Genomic DNA, 13,452 nt, shown 5'->3' with positions numbered 1-13,452 from the left:
CACCTGGACATTCTTGGAAATCGAGGAGGGGTCAATATCCACATGAACACGGTCGCGCCTGATGCACTGGGCCGGCTGGAACAGCGGGTGCCGATGACCCGGTTGCGCGCCCGCGTCGCCGAGCGGCTGCTGATGGCCAAGAACACCACCGCGATGTTGACCACGTTTAACGAGATCAACATGAAGCCGGTGATGGATCTGCGCGCCCGTTACAAGGATGAGTTTGAGAAAAAGCATGGGGTGCGGCTGGGCTTTATGGGTTTCTTCGTCAAGGCAGTGGTCGAGGCGCTCAAGCGCTATCCGGCGGTCAACGGCTCGATTGACGGCAACGACATTATTTACCACAGCTACTACGACATTGGCGTCGCGGTGTCCTCACCACGCGGGCTGGTGGTGCCGATCCTGCGCGACGCTGACCAGATGAGTCTGGCCGAGATTGAGCGCACCATTGGCGGATTCGGCCAGAAAGCCAAAGACGGCTCGCTGACGGTTGAGGAGATGACCGGCGGCACCTTCACCATTACCAACGGCGGGGTGTTCGGTTCGCTGATGTCCACCCCGATCCTCAATCCGCCGCAGAGCGGCATCCTTGGGATGCACGCGACCAAGGATCGACCGGTGGCGGAGAACGGTCAGGTGGTGATCCGGCCGATGATGTATGTGGCGCATTCCTATGATCACCGCATCATTGACGGGCGCGAGGCAGTGACGTTCCTGGTCACGGTCAAGGAATGTATTGAAGACCCGGCGCGGCTGGTTCTCAGCGTCTGAACTCCTCCTCTCTCACCAAGCACTCCAGGGTATCAGCATGGCCAAGACTTACGATGTAGTCGTCATTGGCGGCGGTCCCGCCGGTTATGTGGCGGCGATCCGCTGCGCGCAGCTTGGGCTGGAAACCGCCTGCGTGGAGAAATGGATCAACTTCAAGGGCGATCCGGCGCTGGGCGGCACCTGTCTGAACGTGGGCTGTATCCCATCCAAGACCCTGCTCGAATCCTCTGAACAGTATCATCATATCAAGGACGGCATTGCCAACCACGGCATCCACGTTGAGGGGGTTCGACTGGATCTCGACCAGATGATGGCGCGCAAGGAAGACATCGTGCTGCAACTGACCAACGGCATTAGTGCCCTGTTCAAGGCCAACGGGGTGGAGTGGCTACAGGGCCACGGCAAGCTGCTGGCTAATCGGCAGGTTGAAATCACCGGCCATGACGGTGTGGTGGATGTGGTGAGCGCCGATAACGTCATCATCGCCACCGGCTCCCGGCCGATTGATATTGGCGCAGCGCCGGTAGACAACGCCGAGGGGCTGATTGTGGATTCGACCGGTGCTTTGGATTTCCGCCAGGTGCCGGCGACGCTGGGCGTGATCGGTGCCGGCGTAATCGGTCTGGAACTGGGCAGCGTATGGAGCCGGTTGGGATCCAAAGTCATTGTGCTGGAAGCGGTCGAGGATTTTCTGTCGCTAGTGGATCAGCAGATCGCCCGCGATGCCCTGCGTCAGTTCAGGAAACAGGGAATGGATATTCACATGGGTGCCCGGGTCATCGCGACCCGGAAGACCGCTAATGGCGTCGAGGTGCATTTCAAGGACAAGGACGGCGATCACGAGATCATGGTCGAAAAACTGCTGGTCTCAGTGGGGCGGCGGCCCAATACCGATGATGTTGCTGCACCCGAATCCGGTTTGCTGTTCGGCGAACGCGGCTACATCCATGTGGATGAGCATTGCGCGACCAACCTGCCGGGGGTATACGCGGTGGGTGATGTGGTGCGCGGGCCGATGCTGGCGCATAAGGGTTCCGAGGAGGGTGTCATGGTGGCCGAGATCATCGCCGGCCAGCCCGGTCATCTGAATTACGACACGATTCCGTGGGTGATCTACACCAGCCCGGAAATCGCTTGGGTGGGCAAGACCGAACAGGCGCTGAAAGCTGAGGGCATCCCGTACAAAATCGGCTCTTTCCCCTTCAGTGCCAATGGTCGTGCCAAAGCGATGGATCACGCCAACGGCATGGTCAAGCTGTTGGCTCATGCCGAAACCGACACCCTGCTGGGCTGCCATATTATCGGTCCGTTCGCATCGGAGCTGGTGCAAGAGGCAGTGCTGGCGATGGAATTCAATGCCAGCAGCGAGGATCTGGCACGGACTATCCACGGCCATCCGACTCTGTATGAGGCGATGCACGAGGCAGCTTTGTCCGTCCACGGTCGCGCTCTGCATAAGATAAACACCTGATTTTGAGTCAGCGGCGGTCATCAAAAAGGCGCGATAAGCGCCTTTTTGATGTTCTTCGAGGGTTCTTGTAGAGCGGGTCGCTCAAGACGGATGGTGGTGAACTCCCCGTTTAGCAAAGCAAAACCGTTTGTGGGTCGGGCTTCAGCCTGACTCTTTTCGCTTAAAAGATTAAAGAGTTAGGCTGAAGCCCGACCCACAGACTGCGAAATCGCTAAACCTGATGGGAATTGATATTACCCATAGTAATAATCAAAAAAGGCTTATCGGTTAAACTCGATAAGCCCTTGTTTTATCTGGTGCCGGAAAGAGGAGTCGAACCTCCGACCTGCTAATTACGAATCAGCTGCTCTACCAACTGAGCTATCCCGGCTGGGGAAATTAAGGGCATAAATTATAGCTAACTTGCCCTTGAGAAACAAGGTTGGCGTTGTTAGCTTAAAATCTGAGTGCCCGATCCACCATCAAATATCTCGTAGAAACAAGCGGATCGCGGGAAGGTGACGGCGGCTGACCTCCAGTCGGTCAGGAATATCGTGGAAGCTCAAAGCACAGCCGCCGTCCGGCGCCTTCTCCAGACCGGCTACTTGTGCCGCCATCGCCAGCGCGTTGCGATGCACCCGCACGCCCCGACTTCCGATTTCCTGTTCCAGCGTTTTCAGTGATTCCTCAATCAGCGCCTCGCCATGACGGTGACGGACCGTGACGTATTTCTGATCCGCCTGGAAATAGAACACGTCCGCCAGTGGAATCAATGCCAGTCGCTGGCCGAGACGGGCGCAGACATGAGTACGGCCCGCTTCGGTGTGTACCGCAGCCAAGTTAGACAGTTGCGCCCGATTGATGTGGCAGGCGCTGACCAGTGCTTGCTCCAGCCGTTCCAGCCGCACCGGCTTAAGTAGATAAGCGACGGCGTGAGTGTCGAAGGCTTCCAGTGCGTGTTTACTATAGGCGGTGACGAAGATGACGGCAGGCGGTTGGGGGAGCAAAGCAAGCCGGCGAGCCGTTTCCAATCCGTCCAAGCCTGGCATCTGGATATCCAGCAACACAATGTCGGGTTGTACGCTGATCGCGAGCCGTAACGCTTCCGCGCCGTTGCTGGCTTCGCCACACGGTTGGTAATCGGGAAGACGGTTGAGCAGGTCGCGCAGCCGGTCGCGAGCAGGGGGTTCATCGTCAACGATCAGCACGTTCATAACGAATTCCAGCAAAGAAAACCGATGCTACCAGCGTATAAATTTCAAACAGAAAAATTCCTCAACCGACCCACGACACAGCACGGGATGGAAGCCCATGTCACGTTTCCACCAAAAATAGGAGCGTTCGAGAGTGGCATAGCCTGAGCCTACCATCTGTTCCGGTCACCCCTCCCGATTTCGCCCATCCGATAATGGCGGGAATTCGGGATGGGGGGATTCCTGCTGCCGCACCGCAGGGTTATACCGCAGGCAGTTAGGTACGCAGGCGCACTCGAAAGCGATCTTCATCGGCGCGATCCGGCCCTCGTTCTTGAGCTGGAACAGCCGCGGCACCACCCGGTCGCGCAGGGTTTCCGGATCGAGAGTATTAACATAGATCTTGGTTCCGCCTTCGAACCCGGCGGGAGTGGATATCCGCCACTTGATCAGTACCCGCCACGGCATGGGCACATCCACATCGGGTGGCTTGTATGACCATTCCTCATTGCAGGGAATCTCGGTCCCGGTTGCGGCGTGGCAGGCATGAACCAGATCGGACATGCCGCGCAATTCGTCCGGCGAGTGGTTCCAGGGTTGGCTGCGCTCACTCTTGGAGAAGATTTCCAGAGTGGGATAACGATGGCCGAAGCCGGCATAGGCGATGGCGTGATCGTTTTCGGCCACCACCAGGTTGCGGTAGGCGGCGAAATTGACGGCGGCTTCGTTGTAGAGATTGGGGTTGACCCGGACCCGCTGCAGTTCCATTTCGTTCAGAACCCCACGCTCGTCAATAGCCACCAGTTGCTTGTGGAGATGATCGAAGGACGCACCAGCCGGCTTTAGCCAGTTCTGGAACACCGTCACATAGCGGACATAGCGGTTATTGAGATAGATGTCACGAGTGGCGTCAATGGTAAAGCGCAGGTATTGGTAGTGTTCTTCCGGGGTCAGGGTTCCAGAAGACGCCAGTTGGTTGTCGTGAGTGGCGCCGTCGACGAAATGGCGTCGGGCGACAATCACCTCATGGCCACCGCCAAAGAAGGCGTTAGCGAACTGTAACCGCTCGTCCAGGGACATCCGATCCCAGGCGGATTCATCGATCCCGGCGGCTTTCAACCGCTGTTCCGACATTCTGAGGACATGTTGGCGGCCGGCGACCGAGGCCAGATAGTGACGCTTATGCAACTCGATGGCATCCGGGAGCCGGTAACCAAAATTCTTTTGCCAGTAGTCGAAAGAAACAATCTCGAACAGGTTAGGGACACGGCGAAATTCGGCCACGGTGTCGGACAGCTCGTCCACCTGAAGATGGCGCAGGGTGGTGTATTTATTCCCAGTCTTGACCAGCCGCGCCTTCTCAGGTGGGGTATCCAGGTAGCGCCGGGCGCAAAATGCGCAGTGGGCATCCATCTGGGACGGATCGAGAGGGTTAGGTGGGGGCAAGTTTGCTCCCAGCGGCCGGTTGCCCCGTCCGGGGACAGTCCACACTTCCGTCCCAGTAAACGGGTTGACCTGCTTGATGGTCCCGTCGGCCATTCGCATCAGATAGCTGGATTCGGGAATGGTCTGCGGTAGCATGTGGATGATCACCTCATTTCATTGTGGCAAGTGTCCCCGGGTTGGGGAGTACAGATCGCTTACTCGCTGTTTAAACGATTAGATAGTTTCGTTGCCATACGCCACCTCCTGGTACTCAGTCAATCTTTAAATGATGGATATAGTCTTCTTAGTCTAATTCGTACATCTTCAGTTTTAAATTGCCAATTTGCTTTGACTATTTGTAACTACCAAGTCTTCAAAAATCTTGGCTGTGCATTCCCTCGGGATAAAATGCTGCATCTGAAAATAGGTCGCCCACGTTTTTACACCGCTACCGTAGCGCTGATCCTTGATACCGTGGTTCAACTCAAGGTCTCACTTCCCGATCATAGGCGGCAGCGGTTTTCAATCCCTCCTGTTCCAACAGCGCGGCCCGTTGTTCCCGCAAACCGCGATCCGCCGGATGGGCGTCAATCTGCTCAGACAACGTAGCAATGGCATCGTACCAGAAGCCTTCCTGGGCGTACCGAAATGGCTGCTCCCGCAGGCTGGCTTGTTTCAATTGGGCGGTAAGCGGCGCGGATGGTTGAAGCTGCTTGATCGTGCCGCTGGCAAGGGTGTCGCCGGCGCGCTGGTCGGGGTCGGCCACGGCGGCGAGTGACCATTGATACTCTACTTCCGGTTTGAGCGGGTAGTTAAGCCGCAGGGCGTGAATGCCCGGTTGGGAAGCGTTCACCTTTATCTCTATCAGCGGTTTGATCGAGTGATCATCGTTCAGGGTGAATTCCAGCGGCGCGGACAAAGCTTTGGAAATGTACCAGTACAACGTAGGTTGGGCGCGGCTGGTCAGGCCGGTGCTTTCGGGAGCCAGCACGCTGAGAATCAGCCCACTGTCCTGGGTGCCCCGACTGGCGCCGCCGACTCGGGTAGCGGGAGCGCCCAGCATCGGCGGCTTATAAACCGGGGCCTGAGTCGCAGTCAGCGGAGGAGTCACCGCAGCCGGTGGGGTGGATTGGGCTTGGATGATGGCGGGCATGGCGACCATGGACAGCGCCAGAGCTAAACCGATCAGCAGGTTGGAATGGATAGCGTTCATGGTGGGAATCTCCTGAAACAGTGGTTTTTCCAAGCATCATTGATCGTCGAAGTTCGGCGTGACGGTTGCTAACAGTGCAGGCGGCGTAGTGCTGGCAAGAGTTGGGAATTCGGAGCGACAACTGCTAACCCGGGCGGCGGCTGGTTCGTCGGGGGCGAGCGGTAACGCCCCTCGTCCTTGCACGATGAAACGGCTACGAGCGTCCAGGTCGCCCTCTCCGCAGCGCCGACTGAGTGGCGTGGCGGCGTCGAGGTAGTTGGCCGGCAGCACCGTCAGGCTACCGCTGAGGTCAGTGGTGGGGGCATTGTTTTGCACCGTGCCGTCGTTGCCAATGACTTGCGACGAGGCGTTGAGGACATCTTTTACGTCGGTGGCGTTATGCAAAAGCACGGCGGCATTGACAGTGATGTTGCCGCCTTTGCCCTGCTGAGCTTTCGCGGTGATGTTGCCGCCGTTCAGCGCAACGATGTTGGTGCTATTGAGGGTGACGTTGCCCCCCTTGCTAAATTCGTCGCCAGATACCGAGGAGCTGATTTCAGCATCGTTGATCAGCTTGAGATGGTCGGCATTGAGGGTGATATTACCGCCGGAAGCCAGTAGGGAACTGGCGAAAATACCAGCAATATCAGCAATATTGCCCCCACCGCCGCTGGCATCATCGCGAGCGTCAATCAACAGGTTCGGGGTGGTGAGGGTGATATTGCCGGCATTGCTGGTATTGGATGTCACGCTGATGACTGCATCAGATCCTATGATTGCCGCCTCCGTCACAGTAAGGTTCAAATCACCCCCGCGACCGGTGTTCATGGCGAGCGAGGCAATCTGGCCGCCTCCGGTTAAAGTCAGGTGGCCGGTGTTGAGACGAATGCTGCCGGCATCGCCGGTAGACGTTTCATAGCCACTGGTGAACAGCCCTGATAAAAAATGGAAGCCGGAAGGCGCGTCATAACCGGAACCGTCGATGATGACCGACTCGCCGGCGGTGATGTCGATGTTGCCGCCGCGTCCGGCACCCCAGATGCTGGAAGAAATCTCGGCACCACCGGTTAAGGACAAGCGAGCCGTGGTGAGGGTGATGTCACCGGCATTGCCCGCACTGCCACTTCCATAGATATCTGCGAGTACAAGCGATTGAGGACCCGCCATGGTTACGGATTCGCTGGCGGTGATGTGGATATCGCCGCCCCGCCCGGCACCGTCGCCCCAAGTGAAGGTGTTAATCGCACCACCGCCGATTAAGGTCAGGCGGGCGGTTGAGACGTGGATCTCGCCGGCATAGTGTGCAGCGGTGCTGGACAAGCCAAGAAGATCGACGTTGCCGACGAAGTCGGGGTTGATCGCGTCTATGTTTATGGACTCGGCAGCGGTGATGTTGAGATCGCCGCTGCGACCGTTGCCATCCCATACGATGGAGGTAATCGCGCCGCCCCGGGTCAAGGTCAGGCGGGTGGTGCTGAGGGTGATATTGCCGGCATCGCTGGAGTCCGATAGCGCATCGGCGATCAACCCGGAGGGTCTGAGCCTTTTAGCGTCAGCGTCAAAGTAGGCGCCTTCAATCATGACCTCCTCGGTGGCAGTGACATTGATATTACCCCCACGTCCGGTGCCAGAAGTGTTGGACTGGATGCGGCTGCCGCCGCTCAACGCGAGGCGATCCACGGCAATGCTGATGCCGCGTCCATCCTGATCACCGGTAGTGTTGGCCTGAGTCAGCGACCGGCCTTGTGCTACGAATTGCCCACCACGAATGAAGATCGCGCCGCCGCTCTGGCCGCTGGCGTCTATATCGCCCAGCTCTGCCTCGCCAACTTTTCGGCGTTCCGTCGCCGTGTGTTCCACCGAGATCGCGCCCAGCCGCGAAAAGCCCGGCATCGCTAAATCGGTATCCGTCGGCAGCACCTCGCCCGCCGAGCCGACCGCCGCCAGAGTGATCCGTCCGGCTGGAGCATAGAGGGTGGCATTGCTCAAGCTGATATCGCCGCCAATCAAGGAGAGTGTCTGCCCTTCCGGGACTGGCAGGAAACTCCCGTTGACCTCGATCTTCCCCGGCGTGTCGCCCAAAAAGCCGAAGGCCGCAACCGGCGCAACGGTCAGCACACTGTTGGCCGGACTGCGAGCGTCAAACCGGCCACCGTCGCTGAGGCGCACGTAATCCGCCGTGCTGATATGCATCGAACCGGGCACATCCAGCGTGGCGTGTTCCCCGAACAGGACTCCGGCTGGATTGAGCAGATACAGATTCGCCCCCGGAATGGTCGAGCGAATCGTGCCGTCAATCAGCGACGCCGCGCCACCCGTGACCCGGCCGATGATGTTGCTGACGGAATTGGGGCCGCTGAAGGTGGCGCTTTCGCCGGTTTTGATGGAGAACTGGCCGAAGCTGTGGAACAGGTTGCCGCCGCGTTGTTGGCCCAAGTCAGGCGTAATCTGATAATTTGGGCCTGACAGGGAACCGGCATGGCCCAACGACCCGTCCGTGGTTACTGCGCCGTGGGCGGCGAAGGCCAGCAACGTCCCCAGACTAATGAATACCCAATGCTTGGGATACAGCATGATCTTTTCCTTAATAGGTCACATCGGAAATGGCGAGATCATCATCGAAGCTGTCCGAACGCGCTGGCTTGCGGGTCTTTTCGCGTAATCCAAATCAATACGTCGGTATCCACCAGAATCAAAAGCGTGGCCTCCGCAGATGGCGGACATAGGCTGCTGGGTCTGCCATCTCTTCGCGGTCTTGCCATAAGCCGTAGAGCGGGGTGTCGCTCCAACTGATTTTACGCTTTCGTGCGGGCGGCTGATTTGTTGCTCTAAGGTCTGCATGGCGTTTCCTGCAAGTTTGTTGATGCCAGCGTAAGGTAGTTTTCCCCGCATTGAACAAGGAGGGGTGGCACGTAGCATCAGCATAGTTTGAAACCGTAGGCCAGAGAGGAGTGAGATTCCATTACAGCCAATTCCCAATGAGCAGAAACGGCGACCAATAACCGGGATGCTGATAGCGGCGATCCGACAGTAATTGCAGTTGCGCCTGTTGCAACGCCTTGGCCTTGGACTGATTCGGGTTTTGCAACTGCCGGTAGAACTCCGTTACCAGCAGCGACGACGCTTGATCGTTAATGAACCACAAGGTCGCCAAAGCACTGCGAGCACCGGCCTTGACCGCGACGCCGGCCAAACCCAGCGCGGCGCGGTCGTCACCAGCAGCGGTCTGGCAGGCGCTCAGGGTCAGCAGTTCCACCGGCTGATCGCGGTACTGGCTGAGGCTCATGAAGCGCTCCAGCCGATCCATCGTCAGCTTGTCATCGAAAGTCAGCAGGAACGTATTACGCACGTCGCTGGCGAACTGGCCGTGCGAGGCGATATGAACGATGGAATAAGCCGTTTCTTTCAATTCCTGTTGCATATTCGCCAGGCGGTAATTCTCGTTCTCCAATACCTTGCCGCCATACACGGCATGAATGGCGGCCAATTCCTTCTGCACATAGTCCAGCGGCGGAAAACCCTGTCGGGCCTCGGTCAGGCCATTCAATAGCGGTTGAATCTTCTGGCGCGGAATCGGGCGCAAATCGGTCAGGGTCAATCCCGGCGTGGTGGCGATAGCGTAGTCGCGGATGAGAAAGTTCTGGCCGTCGTGCAGGGCTGCCATAGGAATGGTACGCAACGGCCCGTCCGGCACGATCACCAGCGTCTCGATCTGCTGGGTGTCCAATCGACCTTGCAAGGGCCGAATCAGCCAGCCGTACAACTGTTGCGCCGGCGGCAGATACTCGCGGCTGGTGCGCTTTTCCAGAGAGCGCCGGAACTCGCGAACAGTGGCGATGAAAGTCTCGCGGTCTACCGGCACCGTGATCTGCTGGATGCCTTGGGGTGATTGGAGCAGCAGTTCCAGCCGGTCGGGCAGCAGGATCGGGTAAACCACCGCCGTGTGCGGCGGCGGACGATCCAGCGTGGTGATCCGTGATTGCAGCGCCGTCACGCATTCATCCTGAAAGTAATCCTTGACCTCGGCGGTTTTCAGCGCCTCCATCGTATCGCGGGCGGCCAGCAAATCGGTTTCGCGGGCGGCGGAAGGGACTTGTTGGGCGGCGCGTTGCAGCAGCAAATCGGCCAGTTCAAGGTAGACGTCGCCGACGCTGGCCGGAAATGAAATCGAACCGCCGGTTCGGCCCGGCGCGAAATCCTGGCGAATGGCCTGCAAATTCGCCACGGCCTGCTGATAAGCCAGAATTGCGCCGTCGCGGTCGCCCTGCGCCTTGAGCAAGCGGCCAATCGGCCATTGCCAGCGGTAGAGCAATTCCGGCGCCTCGACCTGCTGGGCGGCAAACACCGCTTGCCGGTACTGCGTCAGCGCCTCGGCGGGATGGCGACCCTCCTGTTGCAACTGGGCCTGATAACCGAGGGCGTAGGACAGGCTGCGCTGATCATTCAGTTGCCGGGCGAGGGTTGCGGCGGCGGTGAAGTCATCCTGCGCAGCCTGAGTGCGTTGCGAAGTCGAAACGCCAAGCAGGGTGCGGCGCAGTTGACCCATGGCGAGCAGGTGATACGCCTTGTCGTGACTGGCGGGCAGGGTTTGCACTAAACCGGTGGCCTCGGCCAGCAGTGTTTCTGCGGGGTGCGGATCGTGTTCCTTGGCAGCGAGACGGGTGGCATTAATCAGCACCGTCACGGTGAGCGCCGGGTCCTGCGCTTGCCGGGCCAGCGTCAGGCTGTCCTGATAGGCAACGCGGGCGGCGTGGGGGTCGCCCTGTTCGGCGGCCAGATTGCCGAGATGGTTCAGGCTGGCAGCGGCGATTTGCGGCGCATGGGCCTGGCGGGCCAGCGTGACGCTGCTTGCCAATGATCGGCGGGCGTCATCCGTCGCGCCGGTCAGCCACAGAATTTTGCCCAGCGCTCCGGCGACAGCCGCATTACGAACGGGGTCAGCGAGAGACTCGGCTAGCGGCTCGGCAGTGCGCACGGCAGCAAGGGCATGGCGGTAGTGGCCCAGCGCCTGATAGGCGTCAGCCAGTTGCAGCAGAGCGTCAATCTGTTGGGCGAGGTCGCCGGATTGGGTAGCAGCGGCGCTGGCGGCTTGCCCGTAGCGCACCGCTTGCTCGAACTGACCGCGTTGCAGAGCAGCGGCGGCTGGTTGATTCAAGGTTTCCTCAGTGACCGCCGACGATGCGAGCGGCACCACGGCCAGCAGGCTGACGAGCAGGAGGGAACAAAAGGTTTGGGACGTGGAGCGGGGCATTAGCGGCCTCCGAAGCGGGCCAATAGCGGATCGGATGCGGCGGTATGGAGGGCTTCCAGCGCTTTGGCCGCAGCGGGTGGGGCAGCGGGCGCGGGTTGACATTTCCCGGCGGGTGCGGGCAACGCTTCATCCGGCGCGGGTGGTAACACCCCTCGCCCTTGCACGGTGAAACGACTGCGGGCGTCCGGGTCGCCCTCTCCGCAGCGCCGACTGAGTGGCGTGGCGGCGTCGAGATAGTTGGCCGGCAACACCGTCAAGCTGCCGCTGAGGTCAGTGGTGGGGGCATTGTTTCGCACCGTGCCGTCGTTGCCGATGACTTGCGACGAGGCGTTGAGTATGTCGCCAACGTTGGCGGCGTCGTGCAGGAACACGTCAGCATTGACCAGGATATTGCCGCCTTTGCCCTGCTGGGCTTTCGCGGTGATACTGCCACCGTTCAGCGCAATGATGTTGGTGCTATTGAGGGTGACGTTGCCGCCCTTGCTCAATTCGTTGCCGAATACCGAGGAGCTGATTTCAGCACCGTTGATCAGTTTGAGATGGTCAGCGTTGACAGTGATGTTGCCGCCGGAAGCCAGCAGGGAACTGGCGACAATGTCGCCGCCGTCGATCAACAGGTTTCCGGTAGTCAGCGTGATAGTACCGGCATCGCTGGATTGCTCGTAACCCGCCGTATTCAGTCCCGATATAAAGTGGTAGCCAGTTTTAGGGTCATCGCCGTAACCCGCGATGATGACTGAATCGGTAGTGGTGACATTAAGATTACCGCCGCGCCCAACGCCATAACTGGTGGAGGTAATAACGCCGCCTCCTGTCAACGACAAGCGGGCGGTATTCAGGGTGATATTGCCGGCGTTGCCAGATCCAGCGCCGGGGCTGGTGATAGGTCCATAATTATCCGCAAGTAGATTCGAATTCGGGCCATCAATGGTAATAAATTCAGTGGCAGTAATGTTGATATCGCCGCCCCGCACGATGGCATCGCTATTGCCCCAAGTGAACGAGGAGATTGCGCCGCCGCCCATTAAGGACAAGCGGGCGGTCTTGATCGTGATATCGCCGGCGTAGTATGGAGCCGCAGTGGATAGACCCGTTATGTCCACATTACCGACATAATCCGGGTTAATCGCGTCTATCGCTATCGATTCGGTGGCGGTGATGTTCAGATTACCGGCGCGGCTATCACCGTTGTCGGTTCGCCCGACCGAGGTAATCGCGCCACCGCCGGTCAACGACAGGCGAGTGGTGCTGAGGGTGATATTACCGGCTTGGCTGGAGTCTGACAGGGCATCGGTGGTCAACCCGGAGGGTCTAAGGCTTTCCTCTCCGGCGTCGAAGTAGGCGCCGTCTATCGTCACCTCTTCGGTGGCAGTGACATTGATATCACCCCCGCGTCCGGTGCCGGAAGTGTTGGACTGGATGCGGCTGCCGCCGCTCAACGCGAGACGATCCACGGCAATGCTGATGCCGCGCCCATCCTGATCACCGGTAGTGTTGGCTTGCGTCAGCGACCGGCCTTGCGCTACGAATTGCCCACCACGAATGAAGATCGCGCCGCCGCTCTGGCCACTGGCGTCTATATCGCCCAGCTCTGCCTCGCCCACTTTTCGGCGTTCCGTCGCCGTGCGTTCCACCGAAATCGCGCCCAGCCGGGAAAAGCCCGGCATCGCTAAATCGGTATCCGTCGGCAGCACCTCGCCCGCCGAGCCGACCGCCGCCAGGTTGATCCGTCCGGCCGGGGCGTACAGCGTGGCGTTGCTCAAGCTGATATCGCCGCCGATCAAGGACAGGGTTTGCCCTTCGGGTACTTGCAGGAAACTGCCGGTTGCGGTGATCTTGCCCGGCATGTCGCCCAAAAAGCCGAAGGCCGCAACCGGCGCAACGGTCAGCACACTGTTGGCCGGACTGCGAGCGTCAAACCGGCCACCGTCGCTCAGCCGCACGTCATCCGCCGTGCTGACATGCACCGAACCGGGCACATCCAGCGTGGCATGTTCCCCGAACAGGACTCCGGCTGGATTGAGCAGATACAGATTCGCCCCCGGAATGGTCGAGCGAATCGTGCCGTCAATGAATGAAGACTGCCCGCCGGTGACACGGCCAATAATGTTATACCATTTCTCTATAGATTTAATTATAATTTTGATGCCAACTTACGATAGGGTATTGA

8 protein-coding genes and 1 tRNA gene are annotated in these 13,452 nt (G+C 59.2%); 2 read left to right on the top strand and 7 right to left on the bottom strand.

Annotation, left to right across the window (positions count from 1 at the left end):
- Window positions 1-771 (top strand): 2-oxoglutarate dehydrogenase complex dihydrolipoyllysine-residue succinyltransferase (odhB, locus tag BN874_RS09735; protein WP_154724846.1); only part of this gene is annotated, 771 nt, incomplete at its 5' end.
- A 37-nt stretch (window positions 772-808) separates the two neighbouring features.
- Window positions 809-2,242 (top strand): dihydrolipoyl dehydrogenase, encoded by a 1,434-nt coding sequence (lpdA, locus tag BN874_RS09730; RefSeq protein WP_034432606.1) that lies wholly within the window; start codon window positions 809-811, stop codon window positions 2,240-2,242.
- Window positions 2,243-2,536: 294 nt separating this feature from the next.
- Here lpdA and BN874_RS09725 read toward each other — a convergent pair.
- The 7 genes from BN874_RS09725 to BN874_RS09695 form a co-directional block, all read right to left on the bottom strand.
- A tRNA-Thr gene (locus BN874_RS09725) sits at window positions 2,537-2,612 on the bottom strand.
- A 91-nt stretch (window positions 2,613-2,703) separates the two neighbouring features.
- Entirely contained in the window at window positions 2,704-3,435 is a 732-nt protein-coding gene (locus tag BN874_RS09720; protein WP_034432605.1) for a LytR/AlgR family response regulator transcription factor, read from the bottom strand.
- Between the two features lie 165 nt (window positions 3,436-3,600).
- The gene (locus BN874_RS09715; protein ID WP_034432602.1) at window positions 3,601-4,995 is read right to left on the bottom strand and encodes a DUF4921 family protein; all 1,395 of its coding nucleotides are present in this window, start codon (window positions 4,993-4,995) and stop codon (window positions 3,601-3,603) included.
- A gap of 328 nt (window positions 4,996-5,323) precedes the next feature.
- Window positions 5,324-6,052: a DUF928 domain-containing protein gene (locus tag BN874_RS09710; protein WP_034432600.1), complete on the bottom strand. Its 729-nt coding sequence runs from the start codon at window positions 6,050-6,052 to the stop codon at window positions 5,324-5,326.
- 36 nt (window positions 6,053-6,088) lie between these two features.
- Entirely contained in the window at window positions 6,089-8,605 is a 2,517-nt protein-coding gene (locus BN874_RS09705) for a two-partner secretion domain-containing protein (protein ID WP_034432597.1), read from the bottom strand.
- Window positions 8,606-8,993: 388 nt separating this feature from the next.
- The gene (locus BN874_RS09700) at window positions 8,994-11,282 is read right to left on the bottom strand and encodes a CHAT domain-containing protein (protein WP_051497668.1); all 2,289 of its coding nucleotides are present in this window, start codon (window positions 11,280-11,282) and stop codon (window positions 8,994-8,996) included.
- The gene (locus BN874_RS09695; protein ID WP_268258824.1) at window positions 11,282-13,387 is read right to left on the bottom strand and encodes a two-partner secretion domain-containing protein; all 2,106 of its coding nucleotides are present in this window, start codon (window positions 13,385-13,387) and stop codon (window positions 11,282-11,284) included. The genes BN874_RS09700 and BN874_RS09695 overlap by 1 nt, the downstream gene beginning before the upstream one ends.
- Window positions 13,388-13,452: the final 65 nt, after the last annotated feature.

The organism is Candidatus Contendobacter odensis Run_B_J11 (assembly GCF_000531125.1).
In the GTDB taxonomy this organism is placed as follows: Bacteria; Pseudomonadota; Gammaproteobacteria; order Competibacterales; family Competibacteraceae; genus Contendibacter; species Contendibacter odensensis.
The sequence above is the reverse complement of the archived record's forward strand: the minus strand, read 5'-3'. Positions and strand labels throughout refer to the sequence as shown.

Excerpts from the sequence above, each read along its gene's own strand:
- lpdA (WP_034432606.1), top strand. The coding sequence starts at position 809 with ATGGCCAAGACTTACGATGTAGTCGTCATTGGCGGCGGTCCCGCCGGT.
- BN874_RS09720 (WP_034432605.1), bottom strand. The coding sequence starts at position 3,435 with ATGAACGTGCTGATCGTTGACGATGAACCCCCTGCTCGCGACCGGCTG.
- BN874_RS09715 (WP_034432602.1), bottom strand. The coding sequence starts at position 4,995 with ATGCTACCGCAGACCATTCCCGAATCCAGCTATCTGATGCGAATGGCC.
- BN874_RS09710 (WP_034432600.1), bottom strand. The coding sequence starts at position 6,052 with ATGAACGCTATCCATTCCAACCTGCTGATCGGTTTAGCTCTGGCGCTG.
- BN874_RS09705 (WP_034432597.1), bottom strand. The coding sequence starts at position 8,605 with ATGCTGTATCCCAAGCATTGGGTATTCATTAGTCTGGGGACGTTGCTG.
- BN874_RS09700 (WP_051497668.1), bottom strand. The coding sequence starts at position 11,282 with ATGCCCCGCTCCACGTCCCAAACCTTTTGTTCCCTCCTGCTCGTCAGC.